Genomic DNA, 25,237 nt, shown 5'->3' with positions numbered 1-25,237 from the left:
GTGTTAGCCCGCTTTCTTTTGCCTACTTTTCTTTGCGGCGGCAAAGAAAAGTAGGTGCCGCCCCGCACAGGGGCAACGCTAGCGGACCAACAACAAAACGCGGATGCCAGCGAAAACCCAAACCCAAACCCAAACCCACACCAAACCAAAAACCCCAGCAAAAACAAAACATTTCCGGTATACCTGTCGCCCAGCGCAACCCACCACCCGCCGGGCAGGCAAAAAAAAGATGCTCCCCAACCTGCTAGTCCAACTGATCAACGGACTCGCCGACGCCTCGGCGCTCTTCCTCGTCGCAGCAGGCCTATCGCTGATCTTCGGCGTAACCCGCATCGTCAACTTCGCACACGGCTCGTTCTACATGCTAGGCGTCTACGTCGCCTACAGCATCGTGAGCCGCTTCGGCGCGAATAGCGTCATGGGCTTCTGGCTTTCAATGCTGGCCTCGGCACTCGTGATCGGCCTGCTGGGCGCCATCGTCGAATTCGTCGTGCTCAGGCGCATCTACAAGGCGCCAGAACTGTTCCATCTGCTGGCCACCTTCGCACTCGTCCTCATCTTCCGAGACGCCGCGCTGGCGATCTGGGGTCCGCAAGACCTGTTCGGCCCGCGCGCGCCGCGTCTCGCAGGTGCCGTCGAACTGCTCGGCCATCAACTGCCCACGTGGGACATCGCCTTGATCGTCATCGGGCCGCTCGTGCTGCTCGTGCTGTGGTACGCACTCACGCATACCCGCTGGGGCACGCTGGTGCGCGCCGCCACGCAGGATCGCGAGATGCTCGGCGCGCTCGGCATCAATCAGGCATGGCTGTTCCCCGGCGTATTCTTCGTCGGCGCGTTTCTCGCGGGGCTCGGCGGCGCGCTGCAAGAGCCGCGTATGTCGGCGAATCTTTCTCTCGATCTGGAAACCATCGGCAATGCGTTCGTCGTCGTCGTGGTCGGTGGCAGGGGTGCGATTCCCGGCGCCTGCGTCGCGGCGCTGCTGATCGCGGAGATCAAGGCGCTCTGCATCGGCATCGGACATGTGTCGCTGTTCGGCATCGACCTCTCGCTGAGCCGCTTCACGCTGGTCGCGGAGTTCGTCGTAATGGCCATCGTGCTGGTCGTGCGTCCATGGGGTCTGCTCGGACGTCCCACATCGACGGTTCGTGCCACTGCGCCCGCCGACATGCCTTTGCAGCCCGCAAGCACGCGCGTCAAGTGGCTCGCCGCATGCGTGCTCGCCGTGCTGGTGCTCGCGCCGCTCGCGGCGAACGCCTTTCCGTATATGCCCGTGCTGCTGGTCGAAATCCTGATCGCCGTGCTGTTCGCCGCGAGCCTGCACTTCATCATGGGACCGGGCGGCATGCATTCGTTCGGGCATGCCGCGTACTTCGGGCTGGGCGCTTACGGCGCGGCACTGTTCCTGAAAGTGCTCGACCTGCCGATGGAAGCCGCGCTCGTGCTCGGCCCGCTGTTCGCCGTGTTCGGCGCGCTGGTGTTCGGCTGGTTCTGCGTGCGGCTCTCCGGCGTGTATCTGGCGATGCTCACGCTCGCGTTCGCACAGATCGTCTGGTCGGTCGTGTATCAGTGGGACGACGTGACGGGCGGCAGCAACGGCATTCTCGGGCTGTGGCCGTCGAACTGGTTGTCGTCGCCCGTCGCCTTCTATTACCTGACGCTCGCGTTCGCCGTGCTCGGCGTGTGGCTGCTGCGCCGCATGCTGTTTTCGCCGCTTGGCTTTGCGATGCGCGCGTCACGCGATTCGGCGTTGCGCGCCGAAGCCATCGGCATCGATACCAAGCGCGTGCAATGGGCTGCGTTCGTGATTGCATCGCTGTTTTGCGGCCTCGCCGGTTCTCTGTATGCCTTTTCCAAAGGGACGATTTCGCCGGAAGTGATCAGCGTGAGCCGTTCCGTCGATGGCCTCGTGATGGTCTTGCTCGGCGGCATCCAGACCTTGACGGGCCCCGTCGCGGGCGCCGCGCTCTTCACGTGGCTGCAGGACACCGTCGCGCGGCAGACCGACTACTGGCAGGCGCTGCTCGGCGTCGCGATCCTGTTGCTGGTGATCGCGTTTCCGCAGGGCATCGTGGGTTTCGTGCGCGAGCGCTTCGAGCGTGACGATGCGCGCGCATCGGAGGTCAGCCGATGAGCCTGCTGCGCGTATCGAATCTGTCGATGTCGTTCGGCGGCGTGAAAGCCGTCGACGACGTGTCGTTCGACGTGAAGCCGGGCGAAATGCTTGCGCTGATCGGCCCGAACGGCGCAGGCAAATCGACATGCTTCAACATCGTCAACGGACAACTGCGTCCGACGCGTGGCTCCGTCATGCTCGATGGCCACGAACTGGTCGGCATGCGGCCGCGCGATATCTGGCGGCGCGGCGTTGGCCGCACGTTTCAGGTCGCGGCGACCTTCAACTCGATGACGGTGCTGGAGAACGTGCAGATGGCGCTGATGTCGCGCGAAAAGCGCCTGTACGGTGTGTGGAAACGCGCTGCATCGTACTTTGCAGACGAAGCGTTGACGCTGCTCGATCAGGTCGGCATGGCCGCGCATGCGCAGCGCGCGTGCAGCGTGCTCGCGTATGGCGATGTGAAGCGTGTCGAAATGGCGATTGCGCTGGCGAACCGTCCGAAGCTGCTGCTGATGGATGAGCCGACGGCAGGCATGGCGCCTCAAGAGCGCACCGAACTGATGGCGCTGACGAAGCGCATTGCCACTGAGCGCAATATCGGCGTGCTGTTCACCGAGCACAGCATGGACGTGGTGTTTTCGAGCGCGGACGGGATCATCGTGCTGGCGCGCGGCAGGTTGATCGCGCAGGGCAGCGCCGACGCGATACGCAACGACGCGAACGTGCAGGCTGTGTACTTCGGCACGGGCAAGACGTTCCAGGCGCACGCGGCCCTCTCGCGCGATGGCGACGCACCGCAGACGGAGCCACGCGTATGACTGCACCGCTGCTGAAGGTCGATGGTTTGAATGCGTTCTACGGACGCGCCCAGATTCTCTTCGACGTGAGTCTCGAAGTGGGACGCGGCGAAGTGGTCGCGCTGATGGGCCGCAATGGCGCGGGCAAATCGACGACGATGAAGTCGATCATGGGCATGATGGCGCGCCGCGAGGGCACGCTGCATTTCAACGGCGCGGATATTTCCGCGCTGCCGCCGCATCGGATTGCGCGTCTGGGCCTCGGTTATGTGCCTGAAGACCGGCGTGTATTTACCGGACTGAGCGTGCTGGAGAATCTCGATACTGGGCGTCAGCCCGCGCGTGACGGTGCGCCTGTGTGGACGCCCGAGCGGCTTTTCAGGCTGTTTCCGAATCTCGGCGAAATGCCCAGACGATTGGGCGGACAGATGAGCGGCGGCGAGCAGCAGATGTTGACCGTGTCGCGGACGTTGATGGGGAATCCGTATCTCGTGTAGCTCGATGAGCCTTCCGAGGGTGTTGCGCCTTTGATCGTCGAGCAGATGGCCAACATGATTCTCGAGCTCAAGCGGGAAGGATTGTCGATATTGCTATCCGAGCAGAATGTGCATTTTGCCGGGCTGGTGAGCGATCGGGCGTATGTGCTCGAGAAGGGGCAGGTCCGGTTTGGCGGCACGATGCGCGATCTCGCGGACGATCACACGCTTCGGCGGGCCTATCTCGGGGTTTGATGTTTCAAGGCCAAACCACAAATCCCCACCAGCATTGCAGACAAATCCCGAAACCCGCATTACCCGGTACGATGCACGTTCCGCGCGGCGCGACCCGCGCACCTTATTGAAAAAAAAGGGGAGTTCCGCACCATGACTTCGCGCGCAGCATGGACATTCCGGATAGCTGCCTCGCTGGCCGTCTCGGCGACACTATCGTTCACCGCACCCGGCGCCTCGGCGCAGCAGACCATCAAGATCGGCGAGATCAACAGCTACAAGGCGCAGCCTGCGTTCCTGATGCCGTACAGGAACGGCTGGAACCTCGCACTCGACGAAGTCAATGCAGCCGGCGGCGTGCTGGGCAAAAAGCTGGAAGTGGTGTCCCGCGACGACAACGCCAACCCCGGCGACACCATTCGCGTCGCGCAGGAACTGATCGCGCGTGAACAGGTGCAACTGCTGTTCGGCGGCTATCTGTCGAACACCGGCCTCGCGCTCACCGACTTCGCGAAACAGAAGCGCATGTTCTTCCTCGCCGCCGAGCCGCTCACCGACAAGATCGTCTGGGCCGACGGCAACAAGTACACGTATCGTCTGCGGCCGTCCACGTACATGCAGGTCGCGATGCTCGTGCCCGAAGCGGCGAAGCTGCACAAGAAGCGCTGGGCCCTCGTGTACCCGAACTATGAGTATGGCCAGTCGGCTGCGGCAACCTTCAAGAAGCTGCTGAAGGCCGCGCAGCCCGACGTCGAGTTCGTCACCGAGCAGGCCACGCCGCTCGGCAATCTCGACGCGGGCTCGACCGTGCAGGCGCTCGCCGACGCCAAGCCCGACGCCATCTTCAACGTGCTGTTCAGCGCGGATCTCGGCAAGTTCGTGCGCGAAGGCAATACGCGCGGCCTCTTCAAGGACCGCAGCGTCGTGTCGCTGCTCACAGGCGAACCCGATTATCTCGACACGCTCGGCGCAGAAGCGCCTGTCGGCTGGATCGTGACGGGCTATCCGTGGTATTCCGTCGATACGCCCGCCAACAAGAAGTTCGTCGCCGACTACGAAGCGAAGTATCACGACTATCCGCGTCTTGGCTCGGTGGTCGGCTACTCGGCGCTGATGTCGATTGCGAATGGCATCAAAAAAGCAGGATCGACCGATCCGGACAAGCTGGCGGCTGCGTTCAAAGGCTTGAATGTCGATACGCCGTTTGGCCCGATCACATATCGCCCGCAGGACAACCAGTCGACCATGGGTGCGTTCGTCGGTGTCACGGCGCTGAAGGACGGCAAGGGCGTGATGACGTCGTACCGCTATATCGATGGCGCCAGCGTGCAACCCTCCGACGCCGACGTGAAGAAGCTGCGTCCCGCGGACTGATTGCGTCGAACGTCACAACGGACCCGAAGGCCAGCCGGGCGCACGCAAGGCTGGCCTTTTTCGTTGCGTCCGGCGTTATTCCTCGGCGTCGTGCTCGGCCACGAAATGGCGCAGATAAGCGAGCACCGCCGCTTCTGCCGCACGATGATCCGCGCAGCTTTTCGAACCGGCGTTCTCTTCGTCGCCGAATAGTGTCGATGGCGCATTGTGCACGTCCACTTCCTGACCTTCGCGGAAGATGCGGATCTCGTGCATGGTCTCCGCGTACTCGGCGACCCAGTGGATACCTTCGATATGCGCGCCTGCCCTGACTGTCTGCGTGTTCATGAGGCGTCTCCTGACGGTTCGATCACCGGCCCTTGACGTAAACCATAGACGCTATCCGCGCAGAGCGCAGCACTCAATGCGCATGGATTGCCCGTGCACCGGTTGCCATGCAGTGCGAATCATGAAAGACAGGGGGAGAGCACCGCTGCGGGCGCAGCGGTGCGACAGACCTTACTGGATCGAAGCCAGCGCGTTGCGCACGGTCTGGAAGACCTGATCGACTTGTGCTTCGTCGATGATCAGCGGCGGCGAGAACGCCAGGATGTCGCCCGTGAAGCGGATCAGCACGCCCGCTTCGTAGCACTTGACGAAGGCCTCGTAAGCCCGTGCGCCCGGCGCGCCGTCGCGCGATTCCAGTTCGATGCCCGCGACCATGCCGAGGTTGCGGACGTCCTTCACGTGCTTCGCGTCGCGCAGCGCATGGGCAGCGGCTTCGAACTTCGGCGCCATCGCAGCCGCACGCTCGAACAGGCCTTCATTGCGATAGAGATCGAGCGTGGCGACGCAGGCCGCCGCGGCGAGCGGGTGCGCCGAGTACGTGTAGCCGTGGAACAGTTCGATCGCGCCTTGTGCGCCGGCGTTGACGATCGTGTCATGCACGTTGCGGCTGGCCGCGACCGCGCCCATCGGCACCGACGCGTTGTTGATCGCCTTCGCCATCGTCAGCAGATCGGGCTTCACGCCGAAATACTCGCTGGCCGTCGCCGCGCCGAGGCGGCCAAAGCCCGTGATCACTTCGTCGAAAATCAGCAGGATGCCGTGCTTCGTGCAGATATCGCGCAGCTTCTGCAGGTAGCCTTGCGGCGGAATCAGCACGCCCGTCGAACCGGCAACCGGCTCGACGATCACAGCGGCAATCGTCGATGCGTCGTGCAGCGCAACGATGCGTTCGAGTTCGTCGGCGAGATGCGCGCCCCATGCGGGCTGACCCTTCGAGAACGCGTTGTGTTCGAGGTTATGCGTGTGCGGCAGATGATCGATCGACGGCAGCAGCGCGCCCGAGAACGTCTTGCGGTTCGGCGCAATGCCACCGACCGAAATGCCGCCGAAGCCCACGCCGTGATAGCCGCGCTCACGGCCGATCAGGCGCGTGCGCTGGCCTTCGCCGCGCGCGCGGTGGTAGGCGAGTGCAATCTTCAGCGCGGTATCGACGGATTCGGAGCCCGAATTCGTGAAGAACACGCGGTCGAGCCCTTCGGGCATCAGTTCCGCGACTTTCGCCGCCGCTTCGAAGGCGAGCGGGTGGCCCATCTGGAAGGTCGGCGCGAAGTCGAGCGTCGCGGCCTGTTTCTGCACGGCGGCGACGATCTCGTCGCGGCCATGGCCGGCGTTCACGCACCACAGGCCCGCGCAGGCGTCGAGCACGTCACGGCCGTCGGTCGAACGGTAATACATGCCTTTGGCCGATTCCAGCAGGCGCGGCGCAGCCTTGAACTGGCGGTTGGCGGTAAAGGGCATCCAGAAGTTCGACAGATCGTCGATCACGGGGCGCGAAGTCATGGGTTTCTCCTCGATTGGATAGCGAAACTGTAGCGTCCGAGGTTTAATGGCGGACATAAACAGTTCGCTCACTGCGCTGCTAACTGTGCTGGCGGAATAGCCTAAACTGTGCTGGTCTTTACGTCGCTTCTGCGCCCGGCTGGATAAATCAGGATGATCGAACTCGAACTGGACCGTGACCGCCGTTCCGCGCCGACGCTCGTCGAGCAGGTGGTGCAGGGCTTCGCCCACGCCATCGACAGCCAGGCGCTGCGCGCGGGCGCACTGCTGCCCTCCGTGCGCCAGCTCGCGCACTCGCATGAACTGAGCACGTTCACGGTGACGGAAGCGTACAACCGGCTGGTCTCGATGGGACTCGTGACGGCGCGGCGAGGTTCCGGCTATCGCGTGGCGCCGCGTGAGCGCGCCGCGCATGCCAATACGGTCGACTGGCAGCCACCCAGCCTCACCGCGAACTGGCTGCTGTCCGACGTATTCGCCGATCATTCCGTGCCGATCAAGGCGGGTTGCGGCTGGCTGCCGAACGAATGGATCAACGAAACGGGCATGCAGCACGCGTTCCGCGCGATGAGCCGCGTGCCCGCCGTGCGCTTCGGCGATTACGGGCATCCGTATGGTTTCGCGCCGCTGCGCGCGAAGATCGCCGAGCAGATGGACCGGCGCGGCTTGCCTGTCGAGGTGTCGAATGTGCTGCTGACGCAGGGCGCAACCCAGGCGCTCGATCTGATCGTGCGCACGCTGTTGCGCGCGGGCGATACCGTGGTGGTCGAAGATCCCGGCTACTGCAATCTGCTGCAGATTCTCAAGCTCGCGGGGCTGAACGTGATCGGCGTGCCGCGCACGCCGGCGGGCATCGACACGCACGCGCTGGAGCAGGTCGCGGACCAGCATCATCCGAAGGCGATCTTCGTCAACACGACCTTGCAGAATCCGACGGGCGCAACCTACGGCATGGCGTCGGCGTTCCGGCTGCTGCAGATTGCCGAGCGCCACCGCATGTGGGTGATCGAGGACGACGTGAGCCGCGAACTCGGCTCGCCCGGCGCGCCGATGTTTGCTGCGCTGGAAGGGCTGCGCCGCGTGCTGTACATCAGCGGCTTTTCGAAGACGGTGACGCCCGCGCTGCGCTGCGGCTATGTGGTCGCCGAGCGCGACGTGCTGCGCGAACTGGCGCGCACGAAAATGGCGGTGGGATTGACGTCGTCGGAGGCGATCGAGCGGATCGTCGACAAGGTGCTGCATGAAGGCCGCTATGCGCGCCATGTCGATCAGGTCAACGACAGGCTGCGCGCCGCGCATGCCGTGGTCGAGGAACGGCTGGATTCACTCGGGCTGGAGGCGTTTCACAAGCCGCGCGCGGGGCTGTTCCTGTTCGCGCGGCTGCCCGTCGAGCCGGCGCGCGCGGGCGAGATTGCGACGGCGGCGCTGGCGGACGGTATCTGGCTTGCGCCCGGTTCATACTTTCGGCCCGACGATGCGCCGAGCGCGTGGTTCCGCTTCAACGTCCCGCATTCGGTCGACGGTGCGTTGTGGCGCTTCATCGAACGGATTGGCAGGCTTTGAGCGGTGTTCAGGGACGCGCGAGCGCGTCGATCAGTTCGGAGATGTTTTCTGAGCCGACATTGTCTTCCAGCAGCCCGATAAACACGCGGCTATACATCTGATCGCGCTGGACTTCGGGCAAGTCAGCGCGGGCGTTGGCAATCGCTTCCGCCGCGCGGTGCGCGGAACTGACGATGCGTTGTGCAAGTTTTTTTTCCATACCCTGCGCTAACGACCGCAAGCCCGAAAGCTTGAGCCGGTTTCCCTGTTTTAGAGCATTCGTTTCGGTCGTATCAAGCCGCGTGCCGAATGCGTTGTTGTGGTCGTACCCTACTGCGGTCCATCTCACGCGACGAGCGCGCTTCGTACCGGCGGCGTGTAGCTTGCGCGGCCACGTTCCTTGGCGTCGTACATCACGTGATCGGCGGTTTTTACCAGATCCGCCGCGCGTTCGCCCGCCTGCAGCACGGCAATACCGAGGCTCGCGCGCACGTGGTACGCATTGCCGTGCACGCTGACGGGCACCTCCAGCGCCGCCGTGATGGCGTCGGCGATGGCGGGTGCCGACACCGCGCCATCGTCGATGACCACCAGAAACTCGTCGCCGCCCAGCCGCCCGACCTGCGCGCGGCCCTGCGCGGCGTCCCGCAGGCGTCGTGCTATGTCAGCAAGAATCGTGTCGCCTAGCTGGTGCCCGAAGGTATCGTTGAGTTCCTTGAAGCGATCCAGATCGACGAAGATCACGGCCACGCGGCCAACGGCATCGGGTGCGGCGACGGCTTCTTCCAGCAGGTCCATGATGCAGCCCCGGTTGGACAGGCCCGTCAGGCGGTCCGTGTGCGCGAGACGGTGCAACTGTTCGCGACCTTTCAGCAGCTTCAGGATCAGCGCGGCGATCCACGTTGACAGGCCGACCAGGATCGCCGAAATCACGCTCGCCATCGTCACGTAGACGCGGCGCATGCGGTAGTAATCGTCGAGTGTTTCGGCAAGCGACAGGCCCGCCATCACGGTCAGTCCGTAACGCTTCACCTCGCGGCTCGCGACGATGCGTTCCACATGATCGATGGGATCGGTGAAGGTCTCGCCGTTGCGATGTGGATCGATATAGCCCGTCGGCAGCGTGTCGCCGGTGCGGCTGGGCGCTTCGCCCGCGCGGCGCGACAGCATCGAGCCGCGATTCGACAGCACCGCGATCATGCCGTGCTCGCCGAGCGCGGCAGTCGTGTAGAAGCCATCCGTGAGCCACGCCGGGTTTTCCGACACGATCACGACGCCGCCAAAGCTGCCGTCCGGCCGGTTGATGCGGCGCGTGGCCTGAATGGACCATTGGCGCGAAATGCGGCCGATCACCGGATCGCTGAGAAAGAGGCCGACGTCGGCGTGCTCGCGATGCACGCGGAAGTGCTTGCGGTCGCTGAGATCGATTGCGCCGGAAAACGGAATGGTCGAGGCGACCACGTGGCCGTCCGCGCCCGCGATGGTGACCTGCAAGGCGGTATCGGCAGTAATCAGCCCGTAGGCCTGGTACTTCTTGAGATCGAATGTTTCCGGCGAGCTTTCGAGGCCGTATTTGACCAGCAGGGCGATCGCATCGACATCGTGAATCGTTTTCAGCGTGTGCGTGTCGAGTGCGCTCGCGACCGTGCCGGCAGCGACGCGCGCGTCGTGCAGCACGGCTTCCTTTTCGACGCGCAGCCGCATCAGGATCGTCACCCACAGCACGGCGAGGATCAGTACGGTCAGCGCGGGCAGCAGAATGAATGCGCGGTGCGGCGCGCTGCCGGGGCCGCGCGGCCGCAAGCGCCTGATGAATGTGCGAAGTCTGTCCATCTGCGACCTCGTAACGGACGCGGTGTTCTTCACTGGCTGATGGCTGATGGCTGAAGCCTGAGGGACTCAAATTCGACCGTTCGTAAGAGGCAGCGCGCACGCTGCCGTCACCTTGCTGAACCCATATAACGGCAGCGTTCGGGGGAAGTTGATTGCTATTTGCAGATTCGTTTGAAACAGAAGAAGCGTGCTGATTTGAGCGCTGCAGGGAGCCAGAATCGACTCGCTGGAAGCGGTTTTCAGCGGCGAATCATGCAGGCGGTATTTGTTGCACGGCGAACGCGTAGCCGTTCTTGCCGTGACGTTTGACGTCGTACATCGCGCTGTCGGCGGCGGCGACCAGCAGACGGTGATCGGCGACGCGATCGGGATAGGTCGCGATGCCGACGCTCGCGCGCACGAAGCCGAGGCCCATGTGCGCGTCGGTATCGCCGACGCAGTTCATCAGGCGCGTGGCGATACCCGCGAGTTCCGCGTCGCCGCCGAAGCCGGACACGAGCGCGGCGAATTCGTCGCCGCCCATGCGGGCGACGAGATCGCCCGGACGCACCGACTGGCGAAAACGCTGCGCGAGCGCGATCAGAAATTCGTCGCCGATTGCGTGGCCCAAGGTGTCGTTGATCTGCTTGAAACCGTCGAGGTCGATATACAGCACGGCGCAATTGCCGGGCGCACGCTCGGCGGCGATGCGGTCGAGCCGCGCGAGCAGTTGCTGACGGTTGGGCAGGCCGGTCATCGCGTCGTGCTGTGCGGCGTGACGGAACTGATGCGTAAGGCCTGCGAGCCGCCTGTGGCGCCGCGCGAACACGATCAGCGCCGCGAACAGCGCGCCCGTTACTACCACGGTCAGCACGGCGAGCACGCTGGCGATGCGTCGCGTGCGACGGCGCACGTCGGTGCTGACGGCGTCGCGGCGGGTGCGCCAGTAGTCTGCTGTGGCAGCGAGCGATTGCTTCAGTTCGTCGAGGCTTTTCTCCGATGCATTGGCGCTCGGCAGGCGCGGCGCGGGAATGGGGCTGGATCCGATCAGCGCATCGAGTTCGGTGACGCGCGCGTTGAGTTCATCGAGCGCCTGCTGATACTGGGTGTCGCTGTTTTTAGGGGGCGCGATGCGTTTGAGCAGACCGGCGAGATCGAGCGCATTGTCAGCGCGGCCGACCGCTTCGAGCACGAGCGACGCGTATTGCTGCTGGAAGTGATCGGAGAACAGCGCGCGAACCTGCAAGGCGACGTAGAGCAGCCCTGCAACGAGACAGCCCAGCGCGATCGCGCCGACCACGACCGGCTGCGGACGCCATCGCGGGCTGGGCGGACGGAGTGGCGTGACGGTTCGCTTCACGCCCGAGGATCAGGGATGCGAATAGGGGTCGGGGTTATTGCCTGGCTCGCGGCTGGGGCGGTGATAGGCGACCTTGCGGAACATCGCTCTCAACCGCGACACGAAGGTTTCCTTCGGTTGCTTGACCCGCTGCGCGTGGCGGGCGGCGCTGCCGGGCTGTTTGCCACGGTCGGCGCGCGCGGCAGCAGCGGGCGCGTTTCGCGTCGCCTGAGGCGCGCTGTCGCTATCGGCATCGGCGTCCATATCGTCATCGGATGCTTGCGCCGATGCGAGTGCGTCGGTGTTAGCGGGCGCGGGCTGCGCCGGGATGGCCGGTGTCACGCGGCCCCAGACCGCGCTGGTGGGCACGGCGGCATGATTGGGAACCTGCAGGTCGGCGTTCGTGCTGGTTGCTGGCGGGGCGGGCGGGCGGCGCGCCGATTCGACGGCTTCGGCGTAAGCGTCCTGATCGCGGCTGAACCAGATCACATAGGCTGCTGTGCCCATCACGCCGACGGCAAGACCCATCGCGGAGATGAGGCAAATTTGCACCCAGTTGTAATGTCGTGCCTGCGGATCGTCGCTTTCGGGTAGAAACGCGCTGTCGTATTGCTGCTGCCGGCGGCCGCGCTCGCGGTCCGGCGAATCCTGTGCGTCCATGTGTGCAACGCCTCCGACCCTTGCGGTCTGAGTCAGTCAATGGCGGGACTGGCGCGACGGTGGGCGCGCCGGTGGTGTGTGCATCGGGGATAACCTTGGTCTTGGAGCAATTTGTAAGCCTGAATGCGCTGGTGACCGGCATGGGTGCCGGTGAGGCGGCGCTGGCTCGCTCGCGTGGACAGGGTTATGTGTTGGGTATTCTACTGGCAAATTGCCAGAGGGGATGTGGTGGGAAACGGATGTTTCAAGCGGTAGGTTTGGGTTTGGTTTTTTTGCTTTTTGCTTTTTGCTTTTGGCTTTTTGCTTTCGCTTTCGCTGGCATCCGCGTGATGCTTTCGTGTCGCATGCGTCGCCCCTGTGCGGGGCAGCACCTACTTTTCTTTGCCGCCGCAAAGAAAAGTAGGCAAAAGAAAGCGGGCTAACACCGCCAATGCTAGTTGTTGCCTGCGGGCCCCCAACCGGTCCTATCCCTCACACGGCATCCCCCTTCTTCTTGCTCGTTGCTCACGCTTCGAATAGTCGCCTACCCCGCTCCAATCACCCGTAGCGTCCCGAGCGACAGCGACTCGCATATCCAGCCCAGGTGGCAAACGGTGTGTAGGTTGTCGCGCATTACGCGTCGGCGATCCTACAAGACACACCGCCTTTGCTTTTCAGTCCGGAGTGGTGCGCATACGCCGCGATAACCGACACACAGTTTGCCACCTGGGCGGCCTGGGCCGAACCGGTAAGGCCTGCTGTGACGCGGGTGCTTGAAGAGGGTGATGCGCCTGTAAAGAGCGCTGGCAGCGGGCATCAAGCGTAGTGATGCCGCGAACAGGACGGGGCCGCTGGGGGCCCGCAGGCAAGAACTAGATCTAGCGGTGTTAGCCCGCTTTCTTTTGCCTACTTTTCTTTGCGGCGGCAAAGAAAAGTAGGTGCCGCCCCGCACAGGGGCAACACTAGCAGACCACTAACAAAAAGCGGATGCCAGCAAAAAAAAACATCAAACACACTCAGTCTGCACTTCAGCAGAAGACCCCACAGCCACAGCGCCTCGCGCGCCATCACTCCGCGATCGAAAGCTCCACAAAGTAACAAGCCCAAGCACCGCCAGCACACTACCAAACCAGAAATCAACAGGAATACCAGCACGATCGACAATGGTGCCCCCTACCGAGGACCCCACTGCAATCGCCACCTGAATAATCCCGACGAACAGCGCCGAACCGGCTTCGGGCAGATCAGGCGCGGCTTCCTGCATCCACACGCTCACGCACAGCGGAATCGCACCAAACGCGACACCCCACGCAAGCACGACACCCGTCACCAACGGTGCCATATCCTTCAGCAAAGGCATGCTCAGCAGCGAAAACATCAGCAGCATCGTCACAGCAGCCAGCGAAGTCTTCAGCCTGCGCGCAACGAACGTCGATACCGCGAAGTTCGAAAAGAACCCAATAATGCCGAACCCAAGCAGCACCGCCGTAATCGTCGACGCACCAAAATGCGCGGTCTCCAGAAACGGCGCGATATACGTGTACGACGAGAAATGCGCACCAAAAATCAGCGCAACCATCAACAGGCTCTTGCGCGGAAACGGACGCCGCACGAGCGTCACGAGATCGACGAAACGCAAGGCCGCTTTCGACGGCAACGACGGCAGCAGCGCAATCTGCGAAATCAGCGCCACGGTGACGAGCACCGCCGTCGCGACGAACGACATGCGCCACGATGCGAGATTCGCGATGAACGTGCCAAGCGGCACGCCGATCACCGTCGCGCAGGTGACGCCCGCGAGTATCGTCGCCGTCGCGCGCGGCGCTTCGTGCGCTTTCACGAGCCGTCCTGCCGCCGCGAGCGCAAGCGTCCAGAAGCCGCCGAGCGCGGCGCCGAGCAACGCGCGGCCGACCAGCATCAGCGGAAAACTGGGTGCGAACGCCGACAGCAGATTCGACGCGAGCAGCATCACGGTCAGCAGGATCAGGATCAGCCGGCGGTTCACGCGTCCCGCTGCGAGCATCAGGCCCGGCGCAGAGATGGCAGCCATGATGCCGGGGATCGTCACCATCAGGCCCGCTGTGCCGGGCAGGACGTCGAAGGTCTTCGCGACATCCGGCAACAGGCCGACCGGCAGAAATTCCGTGGTCACGAACGCGAATGCGCCGACTGTCACCGATGCAACCGCGAGCCATGCGCGCAATGGCGATGACGTCGTGTCGTCGGCTTCAGTCGTGCTGACTGGAGGAGTGTTTTCGAAGTTCATGTCTGTGTTCGTCGATTCGATGCATGGAGGCATGGCATGTGGCGTCGCGCGCTGCGTATAAATAGCGTGCAGCCACGCGGCAGAGTCCGCAGCCCATTGATCCCAGAGGAGCCGGCACAGGGAGCCGGCAGAGCCACTAGCGCGTCACCATATCATCGCTTCGTGAAACAGGCAGACGGATTGCAAAGCCCGCGTTGCGCGCGTGGTTTCAGGCGTTTTCTGGTGTTGAAACGCCTTGTTTCGGTGCATGCGCAAGATTCTGCCGATGCAGAGTTAGCGCTGTCTTAGCGTGGGAATGGTGTGCGGCTGGCGGGCTGCTTCGAGGCGCGCGGCCGCGCGTTACATCGCAAACGCAATGCGACGCGCAGGGGCGGCATCATAAAGGTTTTGCGACGCTTCAGGTAGTCGCGACGAGAAACGCTTCGCCCGTCGATGGGCGCAGTCCGTCCGGACGGTCGGCGAAATAACGGTCGACAAGATCACCTGTCGATACATGTTTGACGCCCTTGAACCCCGCTTCGCGCGCGAGCGTGAGCATATCGGCGGGCTTGAAGAAACTGATGAACGGTGTGCCCGCCGCGCGTGCGCGTTCGTAGACGGCCTGGTGCTGCGCGCGCTCGGCGGAATCGATCAGTTCGAGCGGCAGCAGGAAGGTCATCGCCAGCGTCGAGCCGGGTGCGAGCTTCGCGATCTGACGCAGCGTCGCGAGGTTGGCCTCGCGCGTGAGATACATCGACACACCCGTCGAGGCGATCACAGCGGGCGCCTGCGCATCGAATCCCGCCTGCGCGATCTGCTCCCACCATGACTGACCGGCTTCGAAATCGACGGGGACGAGGCGCAGCCAGTCCGGAATGCCGTAGCCGAGTTCGAGCAGGCGCTCGCGCTTCCATGCTTGCGCGCCCGGCCGGTCCACTTCGAAGATGCGCAGCCGTGACGCAATCTCACGCTGGCGCTGCGCGAACGTATCGAGGCCCGAACCGAGAATCACGTACTGACGCACGCCTTGATCCGCCTGCTGCGTCACGAGGTCTTCGATAAAGCGCGCACGTCCCACGATCGACGCACGATAGCCGCGCGTACCCTGCGCGTCCATATCGGGACGATTGCGCCAGCTTGCGTCGGGCGCGGCGAGCCGCAGGCCGGTTTCATCGGCGAGCACATGCGGCGGTGCGTCGACCTGAACGTGCATGGCGCGCCACAATGCGGTGCGCACGGCCGTGCTGTCCGGCCCGATACGGTGTTGTTCTTCCATGATGCCTCCCTCGGAAATCGATGGTTTATGACGGGAGTCTAAAACGCCGTTGCCGAGGTCTGTCAACACGTATGCGTCAACCGATGCCGACCGCATATGCATGACTCGAAACAGCATGATCGTAAGCACTCCCGCCGTTTTTCACGCAGATTCGCTTTCGATGCAAGCGCAATGCCCGGCCATGCAGACGGGGACAGGGCGCGGCGCTATACTGTCAGCCCGTCTACACACTACAAGTAGCCGGCGTGGCGGTGTGTCGTGACGCGACAATATCGGCCGCGCGGCGACGACATAACAAATTGGCAGATCACGATCTGAAGCGGCTGAAAATAGACCGGCCCGCCGTCGCTACGGGCGGCCGCCGGCGCAACTGGATCGGCTACGGGGTCATCGCGCTGATCCTTGTTGGCGCGCTCGTCGCCGGCCTTCGGCTGACGGGGCCGCAAACCGTCGAGACCACCACCGTCGTGTCGGCCTATCCCTCGCAAACCTATACGTTGCTCAATGCGACCGGCTATGTCGTGCCGCAACGTAAGGCGGCAGTGTCGTCGAAAGCGCAAGGGCGGCTCGAATGGCTCGGCGTGCTGGAAGGCACACGCGTGAAGAAGGACGAGATCATCGCGCGCATCGAGAGCAACGACGTCGAGGCATCGCTCGCGCAGGCGAAGGCGCAGATCAAGGTCGCGGAGGCCAACCTCGCGTTGCAGCGGGCCGAACTGCAGAACGCCGAAGTCAATCTGCGCCGCTCGAAAATTCTCGCACCGAACGGCGCCATTTCCGCGACCCAGTACGACGCCGATGTCGCGCGCTATGACAAGGCGGTTGCATCCATCGACAACAGCCGCGCCGCGATCGTGGCGGCCCAGGCGAATGCGCAGGCCGCGCAGGTCGCCGTCGATCAGACCGTGATCCGCGCGCCGTTCGACGGCGTGGTGATCGAAAAGCATGCGAACGTGGGCGACAACATCACGCCGTTCTCGCAGGCATCGGACAGCAAGGGCGCCGTCGTGACCATCGCCGACATGGATACGCTCGAAGTCGAAGCCGACGTGGCCGAATCGAACATCGGCAGGATCGCGGTGAACGCGCCGTGCGAAATCCTGCTCGACGCGTTGCCGGACATGCGCCTGGCGGGCAGCGTGTCGCGTATCGTGCCCACCGTCGATCGCTCGAAAGCGACCGTGCTCGTCAAGGTGCGTTTCGTCGATCGCGATGCGCGCGTGCTGCCCGACATGAGCGCGAAAATCGCCTTCCTGTCGAAGCCGGTGCCGCCGGAAGACCGCAAGCCTGTCATCGCGACGCAGCCGTCTTCGATTGTCGAGCGCGACGGCCGCAAGGTCGTGTTCGTGGTGAAGGGCGATATCGTGCACGAAGTGGCCGTCACCACGGGCGCGACCCTCGGCGAACTGGTAGCCGTGAGCGGTGTGCATCCCGGCGACGTGCTGGTGCGCGCACCTGACGCACGTCCCAAGGACGGCGCCAAAGTCACCGTGGCCAAAAAGCAGTGAGCGAGCCGAACCTCACTTCAACGCCGCTCGTCGATATCCGGCACCTCGTCAAGTCGTACCGGCGCGGCGTGCAGACCGTGCCCGTGCTGTCGGACATCACGCTCGCAATCGGCGAAGGCGATTTCGTCGCGTTGATGGGGCCGTCCGGCTCGGGCAAGAGCACCCTGCTGAATCTGATCGCGGGTATCGACCGGCCCGATGACGGCGAGTTGCGGGTCGGCGGGCTGGACATCACGCGGCTGTCCGAATCCGCGCTCGCGCAGTGGCGCGCCGCGCATGTCGGCTTCATCTTCCAGTTCTACAACCTGATGCCCGTGCTGACCGCGTTCGAAAACATCGAACTGCCGTTGATGCTCACACGCCTCACGCGCAAGGAGCGGCGCGAGCGCGTCGAACTCGTGCTCGACATGGTGAATCTGGGCAATCGCGCGCATCACTATCCGTCGGAACTGTCGGGCGGGCAGCAGCAGCGCGTCGCGATTGCGCGCGCGCTGATCACCGATCCGACGCTGATCGTCGCCGACGAACCCACGGGCGACCTCGACCGTGCGTCGGCCGAAGAAGTGCTCGCGATGATGCAGCGCCTGAACCGCGAACTCGGCAAGACCATCATCATGGTGACGCACGACGCGCATGCTGCAGGCGCCGCACGCGCGCTGGTGCATCTGGAGAAAGGGGAACTGATCGATGGCACGGCTCGCTGACGTCCACCGTTCAGCGTCACGGAGCAGGCAGCCATGTTCGTGCTGAAGCTGATCACGCGCAACGCGCTGCGCCACAAGCTGCGCACCACGCTGACGGTGCTCGGGCTGACTATCGCCGTGCTCGCGTTCGGTCTGCTGCATACCGTGATCGACGCGTGGTATGCGGGCGCGGCGGCGGCATCGAATGCGCGGCTCGTCACACGTAACGCGATCTCGCTGGCGTTCCCGCTGCCGCTCAGCTACGAGAACCGCATTCGCGGCGTGGACGGCGTGACGATGGTCGCGCGGTCCAGCTGGTTCGGCGGCATCTATCGCGACCCGAAGAACTTCTTTGCGCAGTTCGCGGTGTCGGACAACTATCTCGATCTGTATCCCGAGTTCCTGTTGTCCGCGCAGCAGCGCTCCGATTACGAACGCGACCGCAAAGGCTGTCTGGTCGGCAGGCAGCTTGCGGATACGTATGGCTTCAAGGTCGGCGACGTGATTCCGATCAAAGGCACCATCTATCCGGGCACATGGGAATTCGTCGTGCGCGGCATTCTGGATGGCCGCGACGAATCGACCATCACGCGTCAGCTGATCTTTCACTGGGACTATCTGAACGAATCCGTGCGCAAGATGCCGGGGAGAAAGGCCGATCAGGTTGGCGTGTACGTAGTCGGCATCGACCATCCCGACGATGCCGCGGCGATTTCGCGCAATGTCGACAATGTGTTCAGGAACTCGCTGGCGGAAACCTTGACGGAGACCGAGCAGGCATTCCAGCTTGGCTTCGTGGCGATGTCGAATCAGATCATTGCCGCGATCCGCCTCGTATCGTATGTGGTGATCGTGATCATCATGGCCGTGATGGCGAACGCGATGGCGATGAGCGCGCGCGAGCGCACCACGGAATACGCTACGCTCAAGGCGCTTGGCTTCGGGCCGGGCTTTCTTGCGCTGCTGATGTTCGGCGAATCGCTGACCATCTGCACGGTGGGCGCGGGCCTCGGCATGCTGGCGACACCGCCCGCTGCGAGCTTCTTCAAGCAGGCGACGGGCGGCGTGTTCCCCGTCTTCACCGTGTCACACGAAACGATGCTGCAACAGGCCGCATGCGCGCTCGTCGTCGGGCTGGCGGCGGCGATCATTCCCGCGATCCAGGCGGCGCGCGTGCGGATCGTCGAAGGCTTGCGGGCGATCGGCTGAGTTCAACGCGACACTACACACAAACCCATCGTGGCCATCCCGCTTTCGTACATCGCCCGCAACCTGTGGACGCGCCGTCTGACCACGGCGCTCACGGCAGGCGGCCTCGCGCTGGTGGTGTTCGTGTTCGCCACGGTGCTGATGCTCGACGCGGGACTCAAGAAGACGCTGGTGTCGACGGGCGAGCAAGACAACGTCGTGGTGATCCGCAAGGGCGCGGAAACGGAAGTGCAGAGCGCGATCGACCGTGGTCAGGCAAACGTGATCGAAATGCATCCTGCCGTAGCGATGGGCGGCGACGGCAGGCAGATGGCATCGAAGGAATCGGTCGTGCTGATTTCGCTGCTGAAGCTCGGCACGGGCAAGCCGTCGAACGTGGTAATTCGCGGCGTGTCGCCGGCGGGCATGAGCTTGCGGCCGCAGGTGACGCTCGCGTCGGGGCGCATGTTTGCGCCGGGTTCGTCGGAGATTGTGGTGGGCAGCAGCATTGCGAAGGGCTTTACGGGCACGCAACTGGGCGAGCATCTGCATTTCGCGCAGCGCGACTGGACGGTGGTAGGCACTTTCGATGCAGGCGGCAGCGGCTTCGATTCGGAAATCTGGGGCGACGTCGATCAGTTGATGCAGGCGTTTCGCCGGACCAGTTATTCGTCGATGGTGGTGCGGCTCGCGCAATCCGACCAGTTCGAGCGCTTCAGGAGCGACCTCGACGTCGACCCGCGACTCGCAGAGGAAGCGAAACGCGAGCAGACGTTCTACAGCGACCAGTCGAAAGCGCTGTCGACGTTTCTCAACATTCTCGGCTTCACGCTCTCGACGATCTTTTCGATTGCCGCGATGATCGGCGCGATGATCACGATGTACGCGTCGGTGGCCAATCGCGTCGCGGAGATCGGCACGCTGCGCGCGCTCGGTTTTCAGCGCGCGAACGTGCTGGCCGCGTTTCTGATCGAAGCGGTGTTGCTCGGGCTGGTGGGCGGGCTGGCGGGGCTGGGCTGCGCGGCGTTCATGCAGTTCGCGTCGTTTTCGACGACGAACTTCCAGACCTTCGCGGACCTGTCGTTCCGCTTCATTCTGACGCCGTCGATCGTGGTGAAGACGTTGGTGTTTTCGATGACGATGGGGCTGGTCGGCGGTTTTTTGCCTGCGCTGCGGGCGGCGCGCATGAACATTGTCGATGCGCTGCGCACGCGATGAAACGGGCGGCCAGCCTTGACCGGCCTTGCCGCCGTAGTCGGATTATTGGGGCTTGTGCGCCTGCTGATCGATCTCGGCGCGCAGACGGTCTTCCTGCTCGCGTAGTTCAGGCGTGAATTCCGCGCCGAAATCTTCGGGCGAGAAGACCTGACGGATTTCGATATCCGAGTCGCCTTCCATCGGATTCGGGCAGCGACGGACCCATTCGATCGCCTCTTCCATCGATTTCACCTGCCACAGCCAGAAACCGGCAATCAGTTCTTTCGTTTCTGCGAACGGACCGTCGATAACCGTGCGGCTCGCGCCCGAGAAGCGCACTCGCTTGCCCCTGGAGCTCGGATGCAAGCCCTCGCCGGCCAGCATCACGCCAGCTTTGACCAGTTCCTCGTTGTATTTGCCCATGGCTGCCAGCAACTCTGTGCTGGGCATCTTGCCGGCTTCGGAGTCGGTGGTTGCCTTGACGATGACCATGACGCGCATTTTTATCTCCTTCGGAGTTGGGATAGGTAAGTGGTTTCTGGCCGCCGGTGGCCGTGGTTCTCACTTACTACGTCGACGTTCGACGATAGCGGAAATCGACATCGGTTTATCTGTTTTTCCGGGCGACGGCGCGATGGGCATCGGCATGCTCGCGGATCATCGCAATCAGTGCTCGCAACCCGGCGGGCGCGTGCCTGCGTCCAGGATAGTAAAGACACAGCCCGTCGAGCGGCGGCGTCCAGTCTTCCAGCACGCGAACCAGCGTCCCCGCCTGGAGATCTTTGGCCACGGTCCATTCGGACAGGTACGTCAGGCCCACACCGGCCCGCGCAGCACCGAGCATCAATCCCGCTTCGTCCAGGGTCAACGCACCCTTCACGTCGATACGCATCGTCTCGCCGTGCCGCTCGAATTCCCATTGGTAGATCGAGCCGCTCGGCATCCGCGTGCGGATACAGCGATGCTGGCCAAGCTCGTCAGGCGTGCGCGGCGGAAGATGCGCGGCAAAGTACGCCGGGCTGCCCACCACGGCAAAGCGCTGCTTGTCGCCGAACGGCACGGCAATCATGTCCTGCGGCACGGTCTCGGCGAGGCGGATGCCCGCATCGAAACCTTCGACAACAATATCGATCAGGCGCCCCTCCGTGACGATATCGAGCTTCATCTCCGGATAGCGCTGCAGAAACGCGATAAAGACAGGCATCGCCTGATGCGCCGCGCCCACCGCCGTGTTGATCCGCAACGTGCCGCTAGGCGTGTCGCGGAAGCTGCCCGCCTGCTCCAGCGCGACGCGTATGCTCGACAACGCGGGCGCCACGCTGTCCACGAACTGTGCGCCCGCCTCCGAGAGCGACACGCTGCGCGTCGTGCGGTTGAACAGCCGCACGCCGATGCGCGCTTCGAGCGCCGCCACGGAATGGCTCAGCGCCGACGTCGACACGCCCATGTCGTTGGCTGCGGCGCGGAAGCTGCGGTGCCGCGCTACCGCCAGCACCGCCTCGAGTTCTGCCATTCCGGTTGTCTTCATTATCCTGTTTTGCTCAATAGGTCATGTCCGATTGTACGGCTAGTCGGCTTAATCGCGCGTCGGTATCTTGGTGGCACTGCAAGGCACGTCACGGGATACGAGATGCATACGATTGATCAGATTTACATCGACGGCGCGTTCGTCACGCCGCACGGCGAAGAATGGTTCGACCTGTTCAACCCGGCGACGGAGCGCGTGATCGGCCGCGTGCGTCTCGCCGACGCCAAGGACGCCCGCGACGCGATCGCCGCGGCAAAGCGCGCATTTCCGGCGTTTTCGCGCACCAGCAAGCGGGCGCGCATCGACATGCTCAAACGCATGCATGCCGCCGTCGTCGCGAAAGAAGACGAGCTTTACGAGGCGATCGTCGAGGAATACGGCGCGCCGGTTTCGCGTGGCCGCTGGATGGCGCAGCACGCGAGCAACGTGTTGAGCGAGGCCGCGAAGGTGCTGGAGCAGTACGAGCTCACGCGGCACGCGGGCACGGCGGAAGTGGTGATGCAACCGCTGGGCGTCGCCGGGCTGATCACGCCCTGGAACAGCAACGCAGGCTTTATCTGCGGCAAGCTCGCGGCTGCACTGGCGGCGGGCTGCACGACCGGCATCACGCCAAGCGAGATGAGCGCGCTGCAAACGCAGATCGTCACGCGGGCGCTGCACGAAGCCGACCTGCCGCCGGGCGTGTTCAACATCGTGACGGGACGCGGCGAATCCGGCGGCGCGCAGATCAGCTCGCATCCCGATGTCGCGAAGATTTCATTCACGGGATCGACGGCGGTCGGCAAGACCATCCTGCGCACGGGCGCGGACACGCTCAAGCGCGTGACGCTCGAACTGGGCGGCAAGTCGCCCACCGTCGTGCTCGATGACGCCGACTTCGAGCAGGTCGTGCCGCTCGTGATCAACGCGGGCTTCATGAACAGCGGGCAGGCGTGCATTGCCGGCACGCGCATTCTGGTGCCGCGTCGGCGGCTTGCCGAATTCGAGGCGCGCGTTCGCGACGAAGTGGCGCGTGCACGATCGGGCGATCCGCGTGATCCCGCCACCACGATCGGTCCGATGGTCAGCCAGAAGCAGTGGGAACGTGTGCAGCGCTATATCGGCATTGGCATCGATGAAGGCGCGCGTCTGATCGCGGGCGGCGAAGGTCGTCCAGCGGGTCTCGACGCGGGCTGGTTCGTGCGTCCAACGGTTTTCAGCGACGTCACCAACGACATGACGATCGCGCGCGAAGAAATCTTCGGGCCGGTGCTGTCGATCATCGCCTACGACGACACCGAACAGGCAATCAGCATCGCCAACGACACGAACTACGGCTTGCAGGCCTACGTGTTTTCGCAGGACAAGGCGCGCGCGCACCAAGTGGCGTCGCGTCTCGAAGCGGGACGCGTGCTGGTCAACACGCTCGCGCATGAGCCTGCCGCTCCGTTCGGCGGATTCAAGCAGTCGGGTATCGGTCGCGAATACGGCGTGTACGGAATCGAAGCGTTTCTCGAACCGAAGGCGCTGCTCGGCGTGCTGTGAGCGTTTTCTGATCCGTCGACGATGGCGGTGAAGGACGCCATGTCTTTCGCCGCCTTTCTTTTTCTGTCTCGTATTAGCGGCGCCGATGCGCCGCGCGCACCGGCTGGGCGTAGCGCGGCGCGTGCAGGCGTTCGCTATCGAGCCAGTACGCATGTGATACGTGAAAGCCTGCGTAAGCGAGCGTCCCGCGGCGGATCTCCCATCGCGGGAACCGCGTTGCTATCGTTTCAGCACCTTCATTACCGCAAGGGCAGGCGCGATGCCTGCCGATCGCCATGATCTCGCTGAAACGAATGTCTCTTCTCGCCGCGCTGCTCGCGCTGACGTCTGCTGCTCACGCGCAAGTGCAGCCTGCACCCGATTTTCCGCCGCCGCACGAAGGCGTCGGTCACGATGGCCCGCCGCACGACATGCCGCCGCATGGTCCCGGCTTTGCGGTCATCAACGATCTCGAGCACCTGCAACGTCTCTACGACATGAGCGGGCGCGATGCCGATATGAATGCCGTCTATCACGACGTGCTGGCGAAGACGCACGATCCTGCCTTGCGTCACTACGTCTATCTGGCGCTGGCGCGCAACCAGTTGAAGCCCGCCAATGTCGATCAGGCAATCGACACGATTCGCAAGAGCCTCGACGAAGATGTCGATACGCTCGAGAAGCATCCCGTGGTGCCGCCGAAGCGCTAAAGCCTGGCTGTTTCGCTCGCTGCGCGCATCATGCGAGCAGCGAGATCAATCCTCCAATCGTCAGGCCCGCCGCGAGCCATTTGCCTGCTGTGTAGAAGGCATTGCGCTCGTGTTGCGGCTGATCGGGCCGCTCCAGTCCTAACGCACCATACGCGAATGCCTTGACAGGCGAGACGCCGCTGGTGGTGGCTTCGGCGCTGTCGGTGGTTGCGCTGGTTGCTGATGTGTCTGCCGTCGCGTTGTCGCCGCCGTTGACGACGGCGGCTGAGTCCGCCGAGCCGCTGCTTGCATTCGCACTCGCCGATGATGCCGACGCGCCGCCGTCCGTCTGAGCCGCCGACTCCACACGCTGTGCGCGCGAAGCCGCCGCCGCGCCTTCCGGCGAAATGCTGACCGTCACGCCGGGTTGCGCGGGCTTCGTCGCGGCGTCCTGCTTTGCGTTGTTCTGTGTGGCGTCCGCCGCGCTCACCGCCTGGGATTGCGCGGCTTGCGCCGATGCTTCGCCGGACACGGAGGCGCGTTGCGTAGACGGCGAAGAAGCCGTCCCATATCCGACACTGCTTACCATTGCACGCCTCCTTCAGTCGCGAAAACAAGTTGCACTGATGGCGCTAACGTCTGCTTGCGCGCACAACTTGAGGCCTCGTAAGGCCCGGTAAGCAAAGTGGCCGTGCCTGTTATGCCGGGAACGCCGCTTTTAAGCGGCGATATAGACCCACGCGTCCGTGCCCGACTTCAACGTAACGAGCACGCGCTTGTAATCCGATACCTCGTACTCGTCGGCGGCGAGCAATTCCTGCTGGGTGATCTCGAAGACCGTGCCTGCAACTTCGTCGGTGGGATTGCCGCTCGCGCGCACCACGGGGTGATGCGTCTTGCCGCTGATCTCCACGACTTTCGGATCGGCGATGGCCAGCATGGTCTGCGCATAGCCGGGCAGCGCATCGGGGCGGCCGGCCAGTTCGCGGCCAAAGCTCGAAAGCTGCACGTTGCGATCCTGCAGCGTGCCGTACGAGAAGAGATAGACGATGTCGGGCGTGCTCAAGTGAAGGCTCCTTTTTCCTGGTTCGAACCAGCAAGGAGTCTACCGTCGCGGGTGACGGGGCGCCCGCGACCGTCGCCGGAGTTCCCGCCAGAAAGATTCAGAAAGCAAAAATGTGACACCGTTGTTGCAAATGAGAATAAATCTTATTAAGATTGCGCGCTTTCAATCCGCTTAACAGCGCCACGCGCGCAACGA

The 25,237-nt window shown here is 63.6% G+C and carries 23 protein-coding genes and 1 pseudogene; 12 read left to right on the top strand and 12 right to left on the bottom strand.

The window, feature by feature from the left end:
• The first annotated feature begins 229 nt into the window (after positions 1-229).
• The 4 genes and pseudogenes from DK391_RS23795 to DK391_RS23780 all read left to right on the top strand — a co-directional run bounded on the left by DK391_RS23795 (position 230) and on the right by DK391_RS23780 (position 5,000).
• A complete protein-coding gene (locus tag DK391_RS23795; protein ID WP_109480443.1) occupies positions 230-2,134 on the top strand; it encodes an ABC transporter permease in 1,905 nt (634 codons plus the stop codon).
• Positions 2,131-2,937: an ABC transporter ATP-binding protein gene (locus tag DK391_RS23790; protein WP_109480442.1), complete on the top strand. Its 807-nt coding sequence runs from the start codon at positions 2,131-2,133 to the stop codon at positions 2,935-2,937. The genes DK391_RS23795 and DK391_RS23790 overlap by 4 nt, the downstream gene beginning before the upstream one ends.
• Positions 2,934-3,647 (top strand): annotated as a pseudogene (locus DK391_RS23785) (ABC transporter ATP-binding protein). Before DK391_RS23790 ends, DK391_RS23785 begins: the two are co-directional and overlap by 4 nt.
• A 132-nt stretch (positions 3,648-3,779) precedes the next feature.
• On the top strand, positions 3,780-5,000 hold the full coding sequence (locus DK391_RS23780; protein WP_109480441.1) for an ABC transporter substrate-binding protein: 1,221 nt from the start codon (positions 3,780-3,782) through the stop codon (positions 4,998-5,000).
• A 75-nt stretch (positions 5,001-5,075) separates the two neighbouring features.
• On the opposite strand, the gene DK391_RS23775 is transcribed toward DK391_RS23780, so the two are convergent.
• Both DK391_RS23775 and DK391_RS23770 read right to left on the bottom strand, forming a co-directional pair.
• A complete protein-coding gene (locus DK391_RS23775) occupies positions 5,076-5,327 on the bottom strand; it encodes a hypothetical protein (RefSeq protein ID WP_007748721.1) in 252 nt (83 codons plus the stop codon).
• A gap of 171 nt (positions 5,328-5,498) precedes the next feature.
• Positions 5,499-6,827, bottom strand: a complete 1,329-nt coding sequence (locus DK391_RS23770; RefSeq protein ID WP_109480440.1) for an aspartate aminotransferase family protein — start codon at positions 6,825-6,827, stop codon at positions 5,499-5,501.
• A gap of 153 nt (positions 6,828-6,980) precedes the next feature.
• Between DK391_RS23770 and DK391_RS23765 the strand changes: the two genes are divergently transcribed.
• On the top strand, positions 6,981-8,390 hold the full coding sequence (locus DK391_RS23765; protein WP_109480439.1) for a PLP-dependent aminotransferase family protein: 1,410 nt from the start codon (positions 6,981-6,983) through the stop codon (positions 8,388-8,390).
• A 7-nt stretch (positions 8,391-8,397) separates the two neighbouring features.
• Here the strand turns inward: DK391_RS23765 and DK391_RS23760 are convergent, their stop codons facing one another.
• The 4 genes from DK391_RS23760 to DK391_RS23745 form a co-directional block, all read right to left on the bottom strand.
• Entirely contained in the window at positions 8,398-8,589 is a 192-nt protein-coding gene (locus DK391_RS23760; protein ID WP_109480438.1) for a hypothetical protein, read from the bottom strand.
• A gap of 125 nt (positions 8,590-8,714) precedes the next feature.
• Positions 8,715-10,202, bottom strand: a complete 1,488-nt coding sequence (locus DK391_RS23755) for a sensor domain-containing diguanylate cyclase (RefSeq protein ID WP_109480437.1) — start codon at positions 10,200-10,202, stop codon at positions 8,715-8,717.
• Positions 10,203-10,452: 250 nt separating this feature from the next.
• Complete coding sequence (locus DK391_RS23750) at positions 10,453-11,541, bottom strand: GGDEF domain-containing protein (protein ID WP_109480436.1); 1,089 nt, start codon at positions 11,539-11,541, stop codon at positions 10,453-10,455.
• A gap of 9 nt (positions 11,542-11,550) precedes the next feature.
• On the bottom strand, positions 11,551-12,180 hold the full coding sequence (locus DK391_RS23745; protein ID WP_109480435.1) for a hypothetical protein: 630 nt from the start codon (positions 12,178-12,180) through the stop codon (positions 11,551-11,553).
• A gap of 101 nt (positions 12,181-12,281) precedes the next feature.
• Between DK391_RS23745 and DK391_RS44410 the strand changes: the two genes are divergently transcribed.
• Positions 12,282-12,602, top strand: coding sequence for a hypothetical protein (locus DK391_RS44410; protein ID WP_162600893.1), 321 nt, complete (start codon positions 12,282-12,284; stop codon positions 12,600-12,602).
• 563 nt (positions 12,603-13,165) lie between these two features.
• On the opposite strand, the gene DK391_RS23730 is transcribed toward DK391_RS44410, so the two are convergent.
• Both DK391_RS23730 and DK391_RS23725 read right to left on the bottom strand, forming a co-directional pair.
• A complete protein-coding gene (locus tag DK391_RS23730) occupies positions 13,166-14,425 on the bottom strand; it encodes an MFS transporter (protein ID WP_109480434.1) in 1,260 nt (419 codons plus the stop codon).
• Positions 14,426-14,822: 397 nt separating this feature from the next.
• Positions 14,823-15,680: a class I SAM-dependent methyltransferase gene (locus DK391_RS23725; RefSeq protein ID WP_109480433.1), complete on the bottom strand. Its 858-nt coding sequence runs from the start codon at positions 15,678-15,680 to the stop codon at positions 14,823-14,825.
• A gap of 299 nt (positions 15,681-15,979) precedes the next feature.
• Here DK391_RS23725 and DK391_RS23720 point away from each other — a divergent pair, with 299 nt between their 5' ends.
• From DK391_RS23720 to DK391_RS23705, 4 genes are read left to right on the top strand one after another with little or no spacing between them, the layout of a single operon-like run.
• Positions 15,980-17,188: an efflux RND transporter periplasmic adaptor subunit gene (locus DK391_RS23720; protein WP_109480432.1), complete on the top strand. Its 1,209-nt coding sequence runs from the start codon at positions 15,980-15,982 to the stop codon at positions 17,186-17,188.
• Entirely contained in the window at positions 17,185-17,892 is a 708-nt protein-coding gene (locus DK391_RS23715; RefSeq protein ID WP_109480431.1) for an ABC transporter ATP-binding protein, read from the top strand. Before DK391_RS23720 ends, DK391_RS23715 begins: the two co-directional genes overlap by 4 nt.
• A gap of 33 nt (positions 17,893-17,925) precedes the next feature.
• Positions 17,926-19,080 carry an ABC transporter permease gene (locus tag DK391_RS23710; protein WP_109480430.1) on the top strand — a complete coding sequence of 385 codons (1,155 nt, stop codon included), beginning with the start codon at positions 17,926-17,928 and terminating at the stop codon, positions 19,078-19,080.
• Positions 19,081-19,110: 30 nt separating this feature from the next.
• A complete protein-coding gene (locus DK391_RS23705) occupies positions 19,111-20,277 on the top strand; it encodes an ABC transporter permease (protein ID WP_109480429.1) in 1,167 nt (388 codons plus the stop codon).
• A 42-nt stretch (positions 20,278-20,319) separates the two neighbouring features.
• Here the strand turns inward: DK391_RS23705 and DK391_RS23700 are convergent, their stop codons facing one another.
• Positions 20,320-20,757, bottom strand: coding sequence for a YciI family protein (locus tag DK391_RS23700; RefSeq protein WP_109480428.1), 438 nt, complete (start codon positions 20,755-20,757; stop codon positions 20,320-20,322).
• Between the two features lie 106 nt (positions 20,758-20,863).
• Positions 20,864-21,784, bottom strand: coding sequence for a LysR family transcriptional regulator (locus DK391_RS23695; RefSeq protein ID WP_109480427.1), 921 nt, complete (start codon positions 21,782-21,784; stop codon positions 20,864-20,866).
• 102 nt (positions 21,785-21,886) lie between these two features.
• Between DK391_RS23695 and DK391_RS23690 the strand changes: the two genes are divergently transcribed.
• Positions 21,887-23,308: an aldehyde dehydrogenase family protein gene (locus DK391_RS23690; RefSeq protein ID WP_109480426.1), complete on the top strand. Its 1,422-nt coding sequence runs from the start codon at positions 21,887-21,889 to the stop codon at positions 23,306-23,308.
• Positions 23,309-23,601: 293 nt separating this feature from the next.
• On the top strand, positions 23,602-23,997 hold the full coding sequence (locus DK391_RS23685; protein ID WP_343225443.1) for a hypothetical protein: 396 nt from the start codon (positions 23,602-23,604) through the stop codon (positions 23,995-23,997).
• A 28-nt stretch (positions 23,998-24,025) separates the two neighbouring features.
• Here DK391_RS23685 and DK391_RS23680 read toward each other — a convergent pair whose 3' ends face one another.
• Together DK391_RS23680 and DK391_RS23675 are read right to left on the bottom strand one after the other, a co-directional pair.
• Positions 24,026-24,565, bottom strand: a complete 540-nt coding sequence (locus tag DK391_RS23680; RefSeq protein ID WP_109480424.1) for a hypothetical protein — start codon at positions 24,563-24,565, stop codon at positions 24,026-24,028.
• A gap of 129 nt (positions 24,566-24,694) precedes the next feature.
• Complete coding sequence (locus DK391_RS23675; RefSeq protein ID WP_109480423.1) at positions 24,695-25,042, bottom strand: gamma-glutamylcyclotransferase family protein; 348 nt, start codon at positions 25,040-25,042, stop codon at positions 24,695-24,697.
• Positions 25,043-25,237: the final 195 nt, after the last annotated feature.

Origin of the sequence: Paraburkholderia sp. C35, assembly GCF_003121405.1 — a bacterium.
GTDB lineage: Bacteria > Pseudomonadota > Gammaproteobacteria > Burkholderiales > Burkholderiaceae > Paraburkholderia.
The sequence above is the reverse complement of the archived record's forward strand: the minus strand, read 5'-3'. Positions and strand labels throughout refer to the sequence as shown.

What these genes read in the sequence shown, in the direction of transcription:
- DK391_RS23760 (WP_109480438.1), bottom strand. Translation starts at nt 8,589, where the DNA reads ATGGAAAAAAAACTTGCACAACGCATCGTCAGTTCCGCGCACCGCGCG.
- DK391_RS23700 (WP_109480428.1), bottom strand. Translation starts at nt 20,757, where the DNA reads ATGCGCGTCATGGTCATCGTCAAGGCAACCACCGACTCCGAAGCCGGC.
- DK391_RS23730 (WP_109480434.1), bottom strand. Translation starts at nt 14,425, where the DNA reads ATGAACTTCGAAAACACTCCTCCAGTCAGCACGACTGAAGCCGACGAC.
- DK391_RS23775 (WP_007748721.1), bottom strand. Translation starts at nt 5,327, where the DNA reads ATGAACACGCAGACAGTCAGGGCAGGCGCGCATATCGAAGGTATCCAC.
- DK391_RS23795 (WP_109480443.1), top strand. Translation starts at nt 230, where the DNA reads ATGCTCCCCAACCTGCTAGTCCAACTGATCAACGGACTCGCCGACGCC.
- DK391_RS23725 (WP_109480433.1), bottom strand. Translation starts at nt 15,680, where the DNA reads ATGGAAGAACAACACCGTATCGGGCCGGACAGCACGGCCGTGCGCACC.
- DK391_RS23680 (WP_109480424.1), bottom strand. Translation starts at nt 24,565, where the DNA reads ATGGTAAGCAGTGTCGGATATGGGACGGCTTCTTCGCCGTCTACGCAA.
- DK391_RS23695 (WP_109480427.1), bottom strand. Translation starts at nt 21,784, where the DNA reads ATGAAGACAACCGGAATGGCAGAACTCGAGGCGGTGCTGGCGGTAGCG.
- DK391_RS23690 (WP_109480426.1), top strand. Translation starts at nt 21,887, where the DNA reads ATGCATACGATTGATCAGATTTACATCGACGGCGCGTTCGTCACGCCG.
- DK391_RS23770 (WP_109480440.1), bottom strand. Translation starts at nt 6,827, where the DNA reads ATGACTTCGCGCCCCGTGATCGACGATCTGTCGAACTTCTGGATGCCC.
- DK391_RS23685 (WP_343225443.1), top strand. Translation starts at nt 23,602, where the DNA reads ATGTCTCTTCTCGCCGCGCTGCTCGCGCTGACGTCTGCTGCTCACGCG.
- DK391_RS23790 (WP_109480442.1), top strand. Translation starts at nt 2,131, where the DNA reads ATGAGCCTGCTGCGCGTATCGAATCTGTCGATGTCGTTCGGCGGCGTG.
- DK391_RS23780 (WP_109480441.1), top strand. Translation starts at nt 3,780, where the DNA reads ATGACTTCGCGCGCAGCATGGACATTCCGGATAGCTGCCTCGCTGGCC.
- DK391_RS23745 (WP_109480435.1), bottom strand. Translation starts at nt 12,180, where the DNA reads ATGGACGCACAGGATTCGCCGGACCGCGAGCGCGGCCGCCGGCAGCAG.
- DK391_RS23710 (WP_109480430.1), top strand. Translation starts at nt 17,926, where the DNA reads ATGTTCGTGCTGAAGCTGATCACGCGCAACGCGCTGCGCCACAAGCTG.
- DK391_RS23755 (WP_109480437.1), bottom strand. Translation starts at nt 10,202, where the DNA reads ATGGACAGACTTCGCACATTCATCAGGCGCTTGCGGCCGCGCGGCCCC.
- DK391_RS23765 (WP_109480439.1), top strand. Translation starts at nt 6,981, where the DNA reads ATGATCGAACTCGAACTGGACCGTGACCGCCGTTCCGCGCCGACGCTC.